At 64.5% G+C, this 256-nt stretch carries 1 protein-coding gene; it reads left to right on the top strand.

Features of this window, described 5'->3' with window-relative positions; translation table 11 throughout:
• On the top strand, positions 1-256 hold a 256-nt coding region (locus tag IB279_RS36900; RefSeq protein ID WP_192341303.1), incomplete at both ends, for an ABC transporter permease subunit.

Raw genomic sequence — 256 nt, forward strand, 5'->3', positions numbered from 1 at the left:
ACGGCATCCAGATCCTCTTTGCCGTGCCGGGCCTGGTGCTCGCCACCGTCTTCGTCACCTTCCCCTTCGTCGCCCGCGAGCTGATCCCGTTGATGCAGGAACAGGGCAGTAGCGACGAGGAGGCAGCCTTGTCTCTCGGGGCATCGGGCTGGCAGACCTTCTGGCATGTGACGCTGCCCAACATCAAATGGGGGCTGCTTTACGGCGTGCTTTTGTGCAACGCCCGCGCCATGGGCGAGTTCGGCGCCGTCTCGGT

The sequence above is a fragment of the Ensifer sp. ENS06 genome (genome assembly GCF_014852205.1).
Taxonomy (GTDB): Bacteria; Pseudomonadota; Alphaproteobacteria; order Rhizobiales; family Rhizobiaceae; genus Ensifer; species Ensifer adhaerens.